Here is a 15,026-nt window from a genome sequence, read left to right as displayed (position 1 = left end):
TTAGGTACCTGGATGCCAATGTCCATGGGGGCATACCATTCATTTACCTGCACACACGCCGGTTGAAATACCGTAATCGCGCAAAATCTCAATTTGAGCGCGGCTCCATTACAATCAGGTCAACATAAAAACAAGATTACGGAGCCGCTTTGACCAGCCCTACGCCTGAACTGCCTTCGCTTGAACAACTGCCGGAATGGCAGGCCTTTACCGCCGCCGCCAAGGCGGCGTCTGTGCACGCCAACGACTTGCGGGTGCTGGATGCCGCGGGCATCAGTCTGGACATTACGGGGCAGGTTTCTTCCGGCGAGCTGGATGCCGCCGCCGAGGCCCTGCTCGAGGCCCGCCGGTTCGACGAGCTGCGCGGCCAATTGCTTGCCGGCGAAATCTCCAACGTTACCGAGAACCGGGCGGCCTGGCACACGGCGCTGCGGGCGCCCGCGCCGGTGGGCGAAGTGGCGGCCGAGCGCCAGCGCATGAACGAATTTGTGCGCAAGGCCGACTCCGAGCGGCACTGGCGCAATATCGTGCATATCGGCATCGGCGGCAGCGACTGGGGCGTGCGGCTGGCCATCAATGCGTTCGGCTATGCGGGCGCATGGCGCCAGGTGCGCTTCGCCGCCAATATCGACGGCCACGCCATGGAAGGCGCGCTGGCGGGGCTGGATCCGCGCGAAACCCTGGTGGTGCTGGCTTCCAAGTCGTTCACCACGGCCGAGACCCTGCAAAACGGGCAGCGCGCGCGCGAGTGGCTGGCGGCAGCCGGCCTGGAAAATCCCTGTGAGCACATGGCGGCCATTACCGCCCGGCCGGATCTGGCCCAGGCCTGGGGCGTGCCGCAGGCGCACGTCTTCAAACTGTGGGACTGGGTGGGCGGGCGTTTTTCCCTGTGGTCGGCGGTCAGCCTCACCACCGCGCTGGCGGTGGGCACCGACGTGGTGGCCGGCATGCAGGCGGGCGCGGCGGCCATGGACACGCATTTCGCCCAAGCCCCGTTCGAACGCAACGCGCCGGTTCAAATGGCCATGGCTGGCATCGCCAACCGCAGCGTGCTGGGCTATGGTTCGCTGAATATCGCCCCGTATGATTTCCGGCTGTCCCATTTGGTGCCGTATCTGCAACAGCTGGACATGGAATCGCTGGGCAAATCGGTGGACCGGGCGGGCAACCCGGTAACCGTGCCCACGGGGCCGGTGGTGTGGGGCATGCCGGGCACGGATGCGCAGCATACGTTTTTTCAGTGGCTGCACCAGGGCAGCGACGGCGCGCCGGTGGACTTCATCGTGTGCCAGCAGGCCGATCACAAATGGCCCGACCACCACACCAGCCTGCTGGCCAATTGCCTGGCCCAGCGCGAGGCGCTGCTCAACGGCAAAACCTACGAGGACGCCCTGCGCGAATGCCTGGACGCCGGCGTGGACAGCGAACGGGCGCCATGGCTGGCCCGCCACCGCGTGCACACGGGCGGCCGCCCTTCCAGCCTCATCGTACTGCCCAGGCTTTCACCCTATACGCTGGGCGCCCTGCTGGCGCTGTACGAGCACAAGGTGTTCGTACAGGGCGTGGTATGGGGCATCAACCCTTTCGACCAGTGGGGGGTGGAATACGGGAAGGTGCTGGCCAAGGGAATCACCCAGGAGCTTTCGGGTGCAAATTCGCCTTCAGGCAAAGCCCGGCCCCACGACGCTTCGACCCGGCATTGGATAACGACGTTCGGAAAAAATGGAAAATGACGGCCAAAGTGTGATAAAACGCCGGCACCCTCCAACTTGATAACGGCTTATTCCGTTTCCAGACCATGCGTGAACGCGAAGGGCGAAGCGCAAGCATCACGCAAGACAAACGAAACCGGCACAGCACGCCTTCAAGAGATAGAAACGGAATTAGCCAAACATGGATTCAGCAACATCTCTTCTGATCGCCTCGCTGATGATGCTGGCCAACGGCGCGGTGCTGAGCCTGGTGCGCCGCCATTTTCCGCCAGCCCTGCGGCGCGCGGCGATCATCTGGCTGATCGGCTCGCTGCTTATCGCCGGCGGGTGCTTCATATTCGTGTTTACGCCCTATCTGCCCACCAAAATCACGTTGACACCCGCCAACGGCCTCATTCTGCTGGGCCTGGCCGTCTACTGGCATGCGCTGCGCGAATACTACGAATACCCCTCCAGACTGCCATTGCTGCTGCTTGCCCCCATGGCGGCCACCGTCGGCGTATTCTGGTTCTTGATCGTCCAGCCGGACATCAAGGTGCGCATCATGCTGGTGGCGGCGGCCTGGCTTGTAAGCATGGGCGGCGGCGCCTTGACGCTGAAGGCCCAGGCCGCGCGCGACGCCTCGATGGGCCGGCAGGTGCTCCTGGGAATCTTCGGCGGAGTGATCGCGTTTACGGTGCTGCGTGCCCTGTACTACAGCCAGATAGACTTCAGTTCGGACTTTCACATCATGGACAACTCGAACTGGATGAACAGGGCTACGCCGCTGCTGGCGGTCGTACTGCCTATTATCGGAACCACGGCCTTCGTGATCATGTGCCTGGAGCGCATGCGCCAGGTGGCGCAGGCCGCCGGCAGTGGCGCGGGACGCCAGCCGGCAAGCGAGACGCTAAGCTATATCAGCCACGACCTGCGCGCGCCGCTGGCGACCATTCTGGGCTACACCCGGATGCTGAGCGAGACGGGAACGCCGGAACAAACCCGGCACCTGCGCGCCATCGAGCGCAGCGCCAGCTATCAATTGACCCTGATCGACGAGATCATGGAATATGCCAAGCACGAGCTGCAGCCGCTGAACATACAGCTCGAGCCCGTATCGCTGCCCGCCTTGCTGGACGACGTGATTCACCACGCCCGCAGTTTAAGCCGCCAGCAGAACAACCGCTTCGAATTCGAAGCCCTTGCACCGCTGCCCGCCCAGGTTCTGGCCGATCCCCGGCGCTTGCAGCAGGTCTTGCTGAATCTCATCTCGAACGCCGCCAAATTCACCCATGACGGCTATATCCGGCTGACCGTAAGCGCCAGCTATGACAACGGCGAAGCCATACTCGGGTTCGCCGTTGGCGACTCGGGCGTCGGCGTCGACCCCGAGGCGCAAACAACCATATTCAACGCCTTCGCCCAAATCCACGCCCACGCCGGCAGCGCCGGGCTGGGGCTTTACATAGCCCAAAACATTGTCAAGAACATGGGCGGGCAGCTGCAGCTCGACAGCTCGCCCGGCCAAGGCAGTTGTTTCAGCTTCAGCATCGCAGTCAAGCCGCTTGCAAGCGAAACTGTCGTGCTGGACAAGGTGGTGCAGGTTCCCGATGCTCCCGGCCTTTCGAAAGGCGCCGACGGCGCCGCAATGCCCATGCCGCCCGCACCGATATGCGAGAATCTTGCCCGATTGGCCCAGGGCGGCCAGCTTAGCGACATTGAAGACTGGCTAAGGACGCATGCGCCATTGCATGCCGACTGCTCACGCTTCTTCAATGAAGTGCACAAGGCCCTGCAAGAACTGGACTTCCGGCGGATCGAGTCGATGGCCATGGCCGGCACGGCGCGGCAGGACTAAGTTTCGGAGCAAGGGCCATAAGAAATCCTCGTAAAGCCTCCGCCATGGAAGCCCTCGAGAAAAGGCCTCCCATCAAATCGAGTCACCGACCACAGCCCTTCTTTTCACCCTTTCGCCCATAGTCTTGACCGCTCTAAGCGGCTTGAAGGGCCGGGGTGCCGGAAAGGGGTCGGTGTTGGCGGCCGATTGCGGCTGGTTGAGAACGCGGTTGAGCACCTGGGCTTCCAGGGCGGCCAAGCGGGCGGAACCGCGCACGCGGGGGTGAGCGGCTTCCACGAGCAAGTCCAGGCCTATCCGGCCTTCCTCGATGAGGATGACGCGATCGGCCACGGATACGGCTTCACTGACATCGTGTGTTACCAGCAATACCGTAAAGCCGTGCTGGCGCCACAGCTTTTCGATCAGTTGCTGCATTTCTATGCGGGTCAGCGCGTCCAGGGCGCCCAGCGGCTCGTCCAGCAGCAACAGACGCGGCCGGTGGATCAAGGCGCGGGCCAAGGCCACGCGTTGCCGCTGGCCGCCGGAAAGCGCGGCGGGCCACTCGTGGGCGCGGTCCCGCAGGCCCACGGCCTCCAAAGCCTCGTACGCCTGCAGGCGCCAGTTTCCCTTCAGGCCCAAGCCGACATTGTCGATGACGGATTTCCAGGGCAGTAGACGCGAATCCTGGAACATGAGCCGGATATCCTCGCGAACGGCTTGAAGACCTTGCTCAAGCTCAATGGGCGAGAAAGAACGGTCACGAAGGTCGCCGGCCGGTGCAACGACGCTCAAGCCTTGACTCCGCCCGGCTTGCAACGCACCGGCGGTTGCGGTTTCCAGCCCGGCAAGCAGGCGCAACAAGGTGCTTTTGCCGCAGCCGCTGCGTCCCACCACCGCCACGAACTGGCCGGCGGGTATGGCCAGGTCCAGGTCGCGCAGGACGATCCGGGCGCCGAACTGTTTTTGCACACCCTTGAGCGTTATGGGTAAACCGCGGGCAGCTTGGGTCATGATGAAGTCCTTGAAGATTTAAGCTATGGCCAGATCAGTCGGCTACCATTCACGCCGGCGCCTTTGAAAACTGGAAGTTCGGATGCCACTTGAGCCAGTGGCGCTCCAGGCCGCGCGCAGCAAGGTCGGCCAGCTTGCCAAGCAGTGCGTAGGTAAGAATGGCGAAGACGATGACATCGGTCTGCATGAATTCGCGCGCATTCATGGCCAGATAGCCGATGCCGGCATTGGCCGAGATGGTTTCGGCCACGATCAGCGTCAGCCACATCAGCCCCAGCGAAAACCGCACGCCCACCAGGATGGAGGGCAGCGCTCCCGGCAATATCGCGTGGCGGAACAGCGCCCAGCCCGAAAGCCCGTAGCTGCGCGCCATTTCGATAAGGCCGGCATCCAGGTGTCGGATGCCGTAGTAGGTGTTGATGTACACCGGAAACACCGTGCCCAGCGCCACGAGGAATATCTTGGCGCTTTCGCCGATGCCGAACCACACGATGACCAAAGGTATGAGCGCCAGGTGGGGAATGTTGCGTACCATCTGCACGGTGCTGTCCAGAAACAGCTCGTTCCAGCGCGACAGGCCGGTTATCAGGCCCAGCAGCAGCCCCAGCCCGCCCCCGATGGCAAAGCCGGCGGCAGCGCGATAGGCGCTGATGGTCAGGTTTTCCCAGATTTCGCCGGACAAGGTCATGGACCAGCCGGTGGCCAGCACGCTGGTCGGAGCCGGCAGGATGTGGGTGGACAACAGGCCGGTTTCCACCGCCAGTTGCCATGCCAGCAGCAAACCCACGGGCAGCAGCCACGGGGCGATGCGGGCCAGGATGCGCTTTTCGATGCGTGGCGTTTCCATAAGCTACAACCCTTGCACTTGCCATTGCGCAATGTCCACCGGCTTGCGTATGAGCTTTTGCTCAAGCAGGAACGATTCGACCTGGTTCAGCAGCTTTATGCCGTCGGCCGGGTAGGCCTCCAGCGGAAACTGGGAAATCGAGCGGGAAGCCTTGATCACCTCCAGCGGGTAACCGCTGGCCTTGGCGTGGAAGGCATAGTATTTTTCGGGATCTGCCTGGATCTCCTTGATGGCGGCCTGCCGCGATCGCAGCAGCGCGGCGGGAAGCCCGGGGGTACGCTGCAGAGCCGGCCCGGAAACCTGGATCAACGAGGAACCCGCCAGGCCGGGATGCCAACTGGCCTGGTCGAGGACCGGAAAGCCTTTGGCGATCAACAAGGGGCCGTTGTCGATCGGGGCGGCGAAGGCGGCGATGGATTTCTTCTCCAGCGCGGGCGCGCCGTCGCGCGGCAGCATGTAGACGACATTGGTGGTCTTGAGAATGCCGGCTTCCTTGAGCAGGCCAAGCACATAGCGATGCATGTACGAGCCCAGCGCCACCGCCACGGTCTTGCCTTCCAGATCCTTGACGCTGGTCACGCCGCCGCCGCGCGGCGTCAGCAGCCACGCGTCCAGGCCTACCTGGTCGAAGCCGACAAGCCTGGCGTCCAGCCCGCGCGACTTGGCAACCGTGGAAGGCGTATCGCCATAGATGCCGACATCCAGCGCCCCGGAGAAAAACGCTTCGTTCAGGTCGGGGCCGTTGAGAAACATATGGGTGGTAACGCCGGTGTAGCCCAGGGCCGCGATTTCGCGCGTCAGGCCGCCGCTGGCCAAAGACCATCCGGTCGGGTTCACCAGGTTCCTGGAAGGGCCAATATAGCCTAGCTGCAAGGTTCTGCCGCCGCCCTGCTGGGCGCGCGACCATTGCGGAAACGCCAGGCCCGCGCCGGCCGCCAGCGCCCCCTGCAGCAGGCGGCGGCGTGTCATGTGAAAGGAATTCGATGTACTCATCAATGCGTCCTGGAAAGAAGTTCGAAACTATGGTCCTTGCCCGCCGTGGGCTGCAGCCCCTTGCCCCAGCCGATCGATCGTTTGTAGCTGCCCATCAGGGCCTGAACCCCGGCGTCGTTTTCTTCCACGGCAATCGGCGCATCGGCCACAGGCGCCACAAACAAGGCGTCTTCAGGGCAATACAGCTCGCACATGAAGCAGGTCTGGCAATCGGCCTGGCGCGCAATGCGCGGCGGCTGATCCTTGACGATGTCGAAGACGTTGGTGGGGCAAACATGCACGCAGATATTGCAGGCGGTGCATCGCTCGGCGCTGACGATTTCGATCATGCGGCCTCCAGTTGGGTTGTGGTGTCTGAAGCAGCGGCCTTGTGCGCGGCGGCGATGCTGCGCTCCGGGGCGGCACGGCCGCCTCCCGGCTTGGCTGCTGCAGCGTTGCGTTCCGTGCCCGCCGTGCCCGAAGGCTGGTCGAGAACCTGCTTCTTGTCGATCCAGACCTCGTCCAGCCCAGCGCTGATGATGCGATGCCGCTGCGAAGGATCCGGGGCGGCATGATCGCTGCGCCGATGCATACCGCGCGTTTCGGTGCGGGCCAGGGCGCTGCGGTACATCCAGCGGGAAGTCGCCAGCATGGCCGCGGCTTCGCGGGCCCGCACCGTGGCGCTGGCGCTGCCTGCCGCGGTGCCCCGGCTTATGCGGTGCCACAGGGTATCCAGGCGCAGCAAGGCGCCCTCCAGGGCGTCGCCCTGGCGCGTCCAGTTCTTCTCGTAAGGAAACACTTCGGCCTGGACCGACTTGATGACCTCTTCAGGGTCCCAGGACCGCCCGCCATTGTCATGCAAACCCGTGCGGCCGGCATGCCATAACTGCCGCTTGGCAAATGACTTGGCGGCCCGCCGCCCGTAGTCGGCCGCGCCCGCGCCGGCCCAGAAGCCCGACGACAGCGCCCAGGCCGCATTGTGGCTGCCGCCGCCGGTAAAGCCGCCGCAAATGAGCTCGCGCGTCGCGGCGTCGCCTACGGCGTAAAGCCCCGGCACGTTCGTGGCGCAGTTCTCATCCACGATATTCAGGCCGCCCGTGCCGCGCACCGTGCCTTCCAGGCGCAAGGTGACGGGAAAGAACTGGGTGAAGGGGTCGATGTTCCGGCGGTCGAACGATACGAAGAAGTTCGGCTGCGCCGTGCGCATCCAGGCCCGGATCTGCTCGTCAGCGCGATCCAGGCGGGCAAACACCGGCTGCGACTGCAGCGTCTGCGCGACGATGCCGCGCCCGCGATGCGAGCCCGCGCCTTCTATCAGTGTACCGTCGGCGTAATAGAAGTTGGCCCAGCTGTAGAACAGGGATTTCGTCACCGAGGAAAACGCCGGACCCATGCCGTAGGCGTTGGAGAACTCCATGCCCGACAACTCGGCGCCGGCCTCGGCGGCCATGAGTTGGCCGTCGCCGGTCAGGACATTGCAGCCCAGCGCACGGCTCAGGAAAGCACAGCCGCCCGTGGCCATGATGACGGCGCCGGCGCGCACTGCCCAGGTTTGCCCGGTCAATCGATTGACGCCAGTAGCGCCACCCACCGATCCGTCTTCATTTACCAGCAGCTCCAGCGCGGGGCTGTGATCCAGGATGCGCACGCCGGCGGCCTTGACCTGCTTGCGCATCAAACGCATGTATTCGGGCCCTTGCAGCGACGTGCGCTGTGAATTCCCCATGGCGTCGGCCGGAAACGGATAGCCCCATTCGGCCAACTGGTGGATATTGGTCCAGGTTTGCTCCAGCACCCTGTCCATCCACGCATGCTCGGCCAGTTCTCCGCCCATCTTGTAGCGGTCGGCCTTGGCCTTTTCCCTGGTTTGCGCGTCGGGCTCCACGTACCAGACACCCGTGCCCGAAGGCGCCGTGGCGCCCGAAGTGCCGCAAAAACCTTTGTCGGCCAGCACCACGCGCGCCTTGTTGGCCGCCGCGCTGATGGCGGCCCACGCGCCGGCCGGGCCGCCGCCGATGACCAGCACATCGGCCTCGTATTCGCGCCCCGCGTCGGAACCGTAAGGCTCAAGCCTCGTCAATCTCGATATACCCATGAAACCTTCCCCTTTACATCGCACTAAGCAGTAGGAGCTGTTTATTCTAGGGATGGGTATTCAGGCTGGGAACGAAGATTTCCAAGGAACTTTATGAGGGCATACCGAGTAAAGATATGCGGGTTTTGTCCTATGCCGGAATCGATCAGGGCATGAGATAAGAATGGCCTATGCCCTCTTTAATTGCTATGCGCGATGGCCAATAATGAAAGGTCAACGCTTCCGATGAATGTTTCTCTGATTAGGCCAAATCATGTTAATAACGTTTGTCGTTATTAACGTACTGCGTTATTATGATTCTATCCTTCTCCTGTTCCGATACTGAAGCACTGTTCAATCGTACACGCGTCGCTCGTTTCGCAAATATCGAACGCGTAGCTCGACGCAAACTCGAACAACTGGACTGGGCGGGCAGGATTGACGATTTGCGAGTTCCGCCGAGTAATCGGCTTGAGCTTTTGAAAGGCCGTCGAGCTGGCCAATACAGTATTCGCATCAATGACCAATGGCGCCTGTGTTTCCGATTCCATGGTGGCAACGCCACAGATGTGGAAATCGTCGATTATCATTGAGAGAAAATAGAATGTCCGATTTACAGCCCATTCATCCTGGCGAAGTTCTTTTGGAAGAGTTTCTGAAGCCATTGGGCATCAGCCAGTACGCCTTGGCCAAGGCTATCGAAGTGCCGGCCCGACGCATCAACGAAATCGTTCACGGCAAGCGCTCGGTCACAGCCGATACCGACTTGCGCTTGTGCCGCTATTTTGGCTTGTCTGACGGCTACTGGCTGCGAGGACAGGCCCGTTACGACACCGAGATCGCTAAAAGCTCGATGGCCGATGTTCTGGCTCGTATCCATCGATACGACGAAGCGCCCGCCTAAAGCCTATGCGGCGAGTGGCCCAACGCACCGCCTCCCACCGACGCCACCTACGCAACAGCTTATGGATGACGCGACGGTCAGCTCTTGACCCCCAGCCTTTCCCGCTGATAGCTGCCGTCTTGCACATGACGGCACCAATCCAGGTTGGACAAATACCATTGCACGGTTTTGCGCAGGCCCGATTCGAAGGTTTCCTGCGGCGTCCAGCCCAGTTCTCGGCCGATCTTGGCGGCATCGATGGCGTAGCGCAGATCGTGGCCGGGACGGTCGGTGACGAAGGTGATCAAGGCCCGGTGCGAAGCCGGCTGCCCATCGCCGCCGACCGGCCGGCTTTGCGGATGCAGTTCGTCCAGCAAATCGCAAATGGCGTGTACCACCTGCAGGTTCTGCTTTTCGTTATGCCCGCCGATATTGTAGGTTTCACCGATTTCGCCCCGGGTGATCACGGTGTACAGCGCACGGGCGTGGTCTTCCACGAACAGCCAGTCGCGCACCTGGTTGCCTTTGCCGTAAACAGGCAGGGGCTTGCCCTCCAGCGCATTGAGGATGACCAACGGGATGAGCTTTTCGGGAAAATGATAGGGGCCGTAGTTGTTGGAGCAGTTGGTGACCAGCGTAGGCAGGCCGTAGGTGCGGCGCCAGGCGCGCACCAGGTGGTCGGAACTGGCCTTGCTGGCCGAATACGGCGAGCTGGGCGCATAAGGGGTGGTTTCGGTGAACAGGTCTTCGGGGCCTTCCAGATCGCCGTAGACTTCGTCGGTGGAAATATGGTGGAAGCGGAACGCGCCCTTGCGCGGCTCGTCCAGGCCCTGCCAATACTGGCGGGCGGCTTCCAGCAAGGTATAGGTGCCGACGATATTGGTTTCAATGAACGCCGCCGGCCCGTCGATGGAACGATCCACGTGCGATTCGGCCGCCAGGTGCATGACCGCATCGGGCCGGTGCTGGGCGAACACGCGATCCAGGGCCGCGCGGTCGCAGATATCCACCTGCTCGAAGGCATACCGGGGGTTGCCGGCCACCGCCTCCAGCGACTCCAGATTGCCCGCGTACGTGAGTTTATCGACATTGACGACCGAATCGGCCGTGTCGGCGATAACGTGGCGCACCAGGGCCGACCCAATGAATCCGGCTCCGCCGGTGATCAGAATTTTCATAATTGTTTGCTTGCGCGGCCCCGCAGCGGGCCAAAAGTTGCGATTCCGCATTTTACCTTGCACAGCGGCCTGGCTGGCGGCGCCCGCCGCATACGCTCGCCTACAGTCATCCGCCATGCCAGCCCGCCCAGGCGCGGGCCATATGGCCCCACATAGCCATTACCGGGTTTTCCGCTATATAAAAACCCGATTCGGCTCTATACAGTGCGGGTAACCAGGGCAATTGTTTTCGTTACAAATAGCGGTTGGCAACACCTTCATCAACTCCCCAGGAGATCTTGCATGACACAGCCTGTCCCGCCCGTCGACGAACGGCTAACCAACGGAAAACTAACAGTGCTTGGCCTGCAGCACGTGCTGGTCATGTACGCCGGCGCCATTGCGGTGCCGCTTATCGTAGGCCGCGCGCTGGGCCTCAGCGCCGAGGAAGTCACCATGCTTATCTCGGCCGACCTGTTCTGCTGCGGCATCGTTACCTTTATCCAGTCGTTCGGCGTGACGCAATGGTTCGGCATCAGGCTGCCGGTCATGATGGGCGTCACCTTCGCGGCGGTGGGCCCCATGGTGGCCATCGCCCGCTCCACCCAGGGCCACGAAGGCGCGCAACTGCTATTCGGCACCATCATCGCGGCCGGTATCATCTCCATCATCATCGCGCCGTTGGTCAGCCGCATGCTGCGGTTCTTTCCGCCGCTGGTTACCGGCACCATCATCGCGATCATCGGCATTACGCTTATGCGGGTGGGCATAAACTGGATCTTCGGCAACCCGTTCGGCCCCACCGCGCCCAGCGTGGTCAACCCCGAATACGCCAAGTGGCTGTCCAGCGCCGCGGCGGCGGCCGGCGCGCCGGGCTCGCCCATACCCGCCATTCCCAAGGGCCTGTCCATCCTGCCCTCGGTGCCCAACCCCCGCTACGCCGACCTTACCGGCCTGGGCATCGCCGCCATCGTGCTGGCTTCCATTCTTATCATCGCCAAGTACGCCAAGGGCTTCTTCGCCAATATCGCCGTGCTGCTGGGCATCGTCATCGGCGCCATCGTGGCTTCGGCCATGGGCATCATGACCTTCGAAAAAGTGGCCAAGGCGCAGTGGGTCGATATCGTCCTGCCCTTCCATTTCGGCATGCCTATCTTCGAGCCCGTCTCCATCATTACCATGACCCTGGTCATGATCGTGGTCATGATCGAGTCCACCGGCATGTTCCTGGCCCTGGGCGAAATGACGGGCAAGAAAATCGACCAAAAAGACCTGGCCCGCGGCCTGCGCACCGACGGCCTGGGCACGCTTATCGGCGGCATCTTCAACACCTTCCCCTACACCAGCTTTTCGCAAAACGTGGGCCTGGTGGCGGTTACCGGCGTGCGCAGCCGCTTCGTGTGCGTGGCCGGCGGCATCATCCTGGTCATTCTGGGCCTGTTGCCCAAGCTGGCGGCCCTGGTCGAATCCCTGCCCACGGTCGTGCTGGGCGGCGCGGGCATCGTCATGTTCGGCATGGTCATCGCCACGGGCATACGCATTCTGGCCAACGTCGACTTCAAGACCAACCGCCACAACGCCATGATCGTCGCCATTTCCATCGGCGTCGGCATGATCCCCATGGTGGCGCCCAACTTCCGCCAATGGATGCCCCACGCCATTCATCCGCTTATCGAGTCGGGCATCTTGCTTACTTCGGTGGCGGCGGTGCTGCTCAACCTGTACTTCAACGGAGCCCCGCACGACACCAAGGAGGCAGTCAACGCCGCCCGGCAGGCCGAAGCTTGATTAATACCCCGCCTAGTCCAGGTCGATGACGGCCTGGGCGATGGCGGCGATGCCTTGTTCGGACAGGTCGTCCGTCTGGATGGCTCGCCTTTGTTCCCAGGCATGGAAGTTGCGGGCCTGGGAGCGCTGGTAATGAGGGTCGTAGTGCCGGCTGATGAGCTCGTCGAACAGCAGGGGCAAATTACCTTCGTGCGCCCATTGCTGCCAGCGCTGCACGGTCTCGCCGCCCTGCAATTGCTTGAGCATACCCAGGCGGTCGGCCAGGGCGTCGGCGTCGTCGCCCAGATAGGCATAGTCGTGCAGCAGGTACTCCAGGCGCGCCTGGGGCGTGGCCTGGATCTCGATGCAGGGTGAGGCGCGCATCCGCTGTATTAGCGGCACCGGCACGGTCAGCCGGCCGATGCGGGCGCTCTCGCCCTCGACGTAGATGGTGCGCTCCAGGTCCATGCCGTCCAGCGCGCTGACGATCAATGTTTCGAACCGCTTTTGCGACGGCTGTTCAACCCCCGGCAAAGCGCCCAGCAGCGAGCCCTTGTGGCTGGCGCAGTGCTCCAGGTCGAGGATCTGCCGGCCTTTCGCAGCCAGCGCCTGCAAAATTCGGGTCTTGGCGCTGCCCGTGGCGCCGCATACGACCTGCAGCTTCAGTCGGGGGCACAGCTGCGCCAATTGCGCCACGACGTAATGGCGAAAGCTTTTGTAGCCGCCGGCCAGTTGCTGGGCGTCCCAGCCCACCATTCTTAGCCAGGTCACCATGCTGGCGCTGCGCATTCCGCCGCGCCAGCAATACACCAAAGGCCGCCAGCTCGCCGGGTATTCGGCAAAGCGTTCGCGCAAATGGCGCGCCAGGTTGGCGGCCACCATGGCGCCGCCGACGCGCTTGGCTTCGAACGCCCCTACCTGCACATACAGCGTGCCCACGATGCGGCGTTCGTCGTCGTCCAGCACCGGGCAATTGATGGCGCCGGGAATGTGGTCCAGCGCGAACTCGGAAGGCGAACGCGCATCGATAATGGCATCGAACGCATCTCTGTCCGCCACGCGAACCGGTACACGATGCGTCATTGCCCGCCCGCCCTCGTCATATTGTCGCGGATGCGGTTGAGCATATCGTGCAGCAGCGCCTGTTCTTGCTGGCTTAAGCCATGTACCGCGCGCTCGTAGATCTCCCAGGCGGGAGGCAGCACAAGGTGGAACTGTTTTTTGCCGGCGGGCAGGATTTTGATGACGACCACACGATGGTCGGCCGTGCTGGATCGGCGCGCAATGTAGCCGGCCTTTTCCATGACGGTCAAGGCGCGCGACAGCGTTGCCTGGTCGACACCCGTTACATTGGCCAGGGCGCTGACCCCCAGCCCGTCGTTTTCGCTGAGGAACGCCAGCACCCGCCAATGCAGCAGGGTCATGCGGTGCTCGCGCAGCAGGACTTGGAAGTCGGCGTTCAGCGCCGCCGTGCTTCGATTGAGCAGGTAGGGGAAAAAGGTTTCATGCCCTTGATACGCGCGCCAGGGTTCGTGCGGCGGCTGATCTTCTTGAATGTCCGGCAGCGCCTCGGCATTCGGTAAACTCATGTTCCTGCTCCCTTTTCTTGAAGCCAGTATTATCCTCCATGATCCAGCTTGCGCTGGACATAGCCGATCAGGGCGTTCAGCCCCAGGCCCACGGCACAGATCCACACCAGCGGCACGAACATGTCCACGGTCTTGTAGGCCCGCGCGGCCACGGTCAGCATGTGGCCCAGGCCGTCGGTGGAAGCGATCATCTCGGCCAGGAACACCACCACGCAGGCAATGACGCCCGATACCCGCACGCCGGCCAGCACCGTGGGAACGATGGCCGGGAAGGTGACCTTCCACAGGCAGTTCGCGCGGCTGGTGCCGGCCGCCCGCGCCGACCAGATCAGCTTCTGGTCGACGGAGCGGGCCGCCGCCCAGGTGGCCATGAGCACCGGAAAGGTGGCGTCGGCGACAACCAGCGCCACTTTGGATGAGTTCTCGAAACCCAGGATCAGGATAAGCGCCGGATATAAGGCGATTTTGGGGATGGGCGCGATCAGGCGCACAAAGGCATCGAGCATGGCCGCGCTAAGGCGCGACAACTGCGCGGTCAGGCCCAGCACCACGCCCAGGACGATGGCGATGCACAGACTGAGGACGAGACGGTACAGCGTAATGCCGAAATCGTGCCAGAACTCGGCGCCCGAAGCCGCCTCTACCAGCCGGCCCATCACCGAGCTGGGCGCGGGCAGCAACTGCGGTTCGATCCAGCCCAAGCGGCACACCAGCTCCCACAGAACCAGCACCAGCAGCGGCGACAGAAAACGCTTCAGGCTGGCAGCCGCGCCCCTTCCCGGCCCGCGCCCGGGCGACGAGACGGGCGCGGCGGGCGGCTTGCCGTTGCCGATGGAAGCAGAGCCGTTTTCCTGCTTGCCCGGCAAGTCGCGGAATGCCATGGTGCGAGTCGATTCCGGCATGATTTCCCTATTTTGCATTACCTGATTGCCACGTCGTCGCCCGACTCGGCCCAGCGGGTCAGGCGGCGGCGCACTCGTTCAAACAGCCAGTTCAATACCACCCCCATCACGGCCAGGATCAGGATGACGGCATACACCGAGTCGTACTGGGCCATGTCCATGGAGGTGAACAGCAGATTGCCCACACCCTCCTGGCGCGCGATCATCTCGGACGACACCATGACGATCAGCGCCATGACCACGCCCACCCGGCAGCCGATGAGGATCTCGGGCAGCGCGGCCGGCAGCACGATGCG

The 15,026-nt window shown here is 62.9% G+C and carries 15 protein-coding genes; 5 read left to right on the top strand and 10 right to left on the bottom strand.

All coding sequences use genetic code 11. From position 1 onward, the window contains the following. The first annotated feature begins 149 nt into the window (after positions 1-149). On the top strand, positions 150-1,733 hold the full coding sequence (gene pgi / locus VNT00_RS08130; RefSeq protein ID WP_325586289.1) for a glucose-6-phosphate isomerase: 1,584 nt from the start codon (positions 150-152) through the stop codon (positions 1,731-1,733). A 160-nt stretch (positions 1,734-1,893) separates the two neighbouring features. Then, positions 1,894-3,549, top strand: coding sequence for a sensor histidine kinase (locus tag VNT00_RS08125; RefSeq protein ID WP_325586288.1), 1,656 nt, complete (start codon positions 1,894-1,896; stop codon positions 3,547-3,549). A gap of 72 nt (positions 3,550-3,621) precedes the next feature. Here VNT00_RS08125 and VNT00_RS08120 read toward each other — a convergent pair whose 3' ends face one another. The 5 genes from VNT00_RS08120 to VNT00_RS08100 are packed head-to-tail and all read right to left on the bottom strand — an operon-like array spanning position 3,622 to position 8,453. Further along, the gene (locus tag VNT00_RS08120; protein ID WP_325586287.1) at positions 3,622-4,539 is read right to left on the bottom strand and encodes an ATP-binding cassette domain-containing protein; all 918 of its coding nucleotides are present in this window, start codon (positions 4,537-4,539) and stop codon (positions 3,622-3,624) included. A gap of 49 nt (positions 4,540-4,588) precedes the next feature. Further along, positions 4,589-5,386: an aliphatic sulfonate ABC transporter permease SsuC gene (gene ssuC / locus VNT00_RS08115; protein WP_325586286.1), complete on the bottom strand. Its 798-nt coding sequence runs from the start codon at positions 5,384-5,386 to the stop codon at positions 4,589-4,591. Between the two features lie 3 nt (positions 5,387-5,389). After that, a complete protein-coding gene (locus VNT00_RS08110) occupies positions 5,390-6,379 on the bottom strand; it encodes an ABC transporter substrate-binding protein (protein WP_325586285.1) in 990 nt (329 codons plus the stop codon). Further along, on the bottom strand, positions 6,379-6,708 hold the full coding sequence (locus tag VNT00_RS08105) for a ferredoxin family protein (RefSeq protein ID WP_325586284.1): 330 nt from the start codon (positions 6,706-6,708) through the stop codon (positions 6,379-6,381). The genes VNT00_RS08110 and VNT00_RS08105 overlap by 1 nt, the downstream gene beginning before the upstream one ends. Beyond that, a complete protein-coding gene (locus VNT00_RS08100) occupies positions 6,705-8,453 on the bottom strand; it encodes an FAD-binding protein (RefSeq protein ID WP_325586282.1) in 1,749 nt (582 codons plus the stop codon). The genes VNT00_RS08105 and VNT00_RS08100 overlap by 4 nt, the downstream gene beginning before the upstream one ends. A gap of 293 nt (positions 8,454-8,746) precedes the next feature. Between VNT00_RS08100 and VNT00_RS08095 the strand changes: the two genes are divergently transcribed. Further along, positions 8,747-9,025, top strand: coding sequence for a type II toxin-antitoxin system RelE/ParE family toxin (locus VNT00_RS08095; RefSeq protein WP_325586280.1), 279 nt, complete (start codon positions 8,747-8,749; stop codon positions 9,023-9,025). An 11-nt stretch (positions 9,026-9,036) separates the two neighbouring features. After that, positions 9,037-9,336, top strand: a complete 300-nt coding sequence (locus tag VNT00_RS08090) for a HigA family addiction module antitoxin (protein ID WP_325586278.1) — start codon at positions 9,037-9,039, stop codon at positions 9,334-9,336. Between the two features lie 77 nt (positions 9,337-9,413). Here the strand turns inward: VNT00_RS08090 and rfbB are convergent, their stop codons facing one another. Then, complete coding sequence (rfbB, locus tag VNT00_RS08085) at positions 9,414-10,493, bottom strand: dTDP-glucose 4,6-dehydratase (protein ID WP_325586276.1); 1,080 nt, start codon at positions 10,491-10,493, stop codon at positions 9,414-9,416. A gap of 282 nt (positions 10,494-10,775) precedes the next feature. Here rfbB and VNT00_RS08080 point away from each other — a divergent pair, with 282 nt between their 5' ends. Continuing rightward, entirely contained in the window at positions 10,776-12,260 is a 1,485-nt protein-coding gene (locus VNT00_RS08080) for a nucleobase:cation symporter-2 family protein (RefSeq protein WP_325586274.1), read from the top strand. 12 nt (positions 12,261-12,272) lie between these two features. Here VNT00_RS08080 and mnmH read toward each other — a convergent pair whose 3' ends face one another. From mnmH to VNT00_RS08060, 4 genes are all read right to left on the bottom strand, one after another. Beyond that, positions 12,273-13,322 (bottom strand): tRNA 2-selenouridine(34) synthase MnmH, encoded by a 1,050-nt coding sequence (gene mnmH / locus VNT00_RS08075; protein WP_325586272.1) that lies wholly within the window; start codon positions 13,320-13,322, stop codon positions 12,273-12,275. Next, entirely contained in the window at positions 13,319-13,828 is a 510-nt protein-coding gene (locus tag VNT00_RS08070; protein WP_325586270.1) for a MarR family winged helix-turn-helix transcriptional regulator, read from the bottom strand. The genes mnmH and VNT00_RS08070 overlap by 4 nt, the downstream gene beginning before the upstream one ends. 29 nt (positions 13,829-13,857) lie before the next feature. After that, positions 13,858-14,730 carry an ABC transporter permease gene (locus VNT00_RS08065; RefSeq protein ID WP_325586268.1) on the bottom strand — a complete coding sequence of 291 codons (873 nt, stop codon included), beginning with the start codon at positions 14,728-14,730 and terminating at the stop codon, positions 13,858-13,860. Between the two features lie 17 nt (positions 14,731-14,747). Further along, positions 14,748-15,026: ABC transporter permease (locus tag VNT00_RS08060; protein ID WP_325586266.1), on the bottom strand; the 279-nt coding region annotated here is incomplete at its 5' end.

The sequence above is a fragment of the Eoetvoesiella sp. genome (genome assembly GCF_035555955.1).
GTDB lineage: Bacteria > Pseudomonadota > Gammaproteobacteria > Burkholderiales > Burkholderiaceae_B > Eoetvoesia.
This window is presented reverse-complemented; position numbering and strand designations above follow the sequence as displayed.